The sequence below is a fragment of the Corallococcus llansteffanensis genome (assembly GCF_003612055.1).
Classification (GTDB): domain Bacteria; phylum Myxococcota; class Myxococcia; order Myxococcales; family Myxococcaceae; genus Corallococcus; species Corallococcus llansteffanensis.
Genome location: NZ_RAWB01001200.1, coordinates 1 through 426, shown reverse-complemented (window position 1 = coordinate 426; position 426 = coordinate 1). Strand labels below are relative to the sequence as shown.

Annotated in this window: 1 protein-coding gene; it reads left to right on the top strand. The window is 64.3% G+C overall.

All coding sequences use genetic code 11. From position 1 onward, the window contains the following. A partial coding sequence (locus D7V93_RS44135; protein ID WP_244237872.1) for a phage holin family protein occupies positions 1-422 on the top strand: 422 nt, incomplete at its 5' end. Positions 423-426: the final 4 nt, after the last annotated feature.

Sequence of the window (426 nt, the reverse complement as noted above, 5' to 3'; positions counted from 1 at the left end):
GTGTTGGCACTGGCGCCATCCGCCTCGCACCCTTTCCACTCCTCATGACCGACGACACCAGCCCCAAGCTGTTCGCTTCCTTGAAGAAACTGGCCGGCACGGTCGTCTCGATGCTGCAGACGCGGCTCGAGCTGGCGAGCGTCGAGCTGGCTGAAGAAAAAGAACGGCTGCTCGGCACCGCCTTCCTGGGCATGTTGGCCGTGAGCCTGATCGCCCTGTCCATCATGACGCTGACGGCGCTGGTGGTCATCCTGTGCTGGGATACGTATCGCTGGCAGTCCCTTGCCGTGATGGCGGCGCTGTATGCGCTGGGCGCTGCAGCGTGCCTGTGGAAGGTGCGTTCGCTGCTGCGCGACGCACCGCCGCTGTTCGAGGCCACGCTGGCCGAACTAGACAAAGACCGGGAGATCCTGCGCCGATGACTGA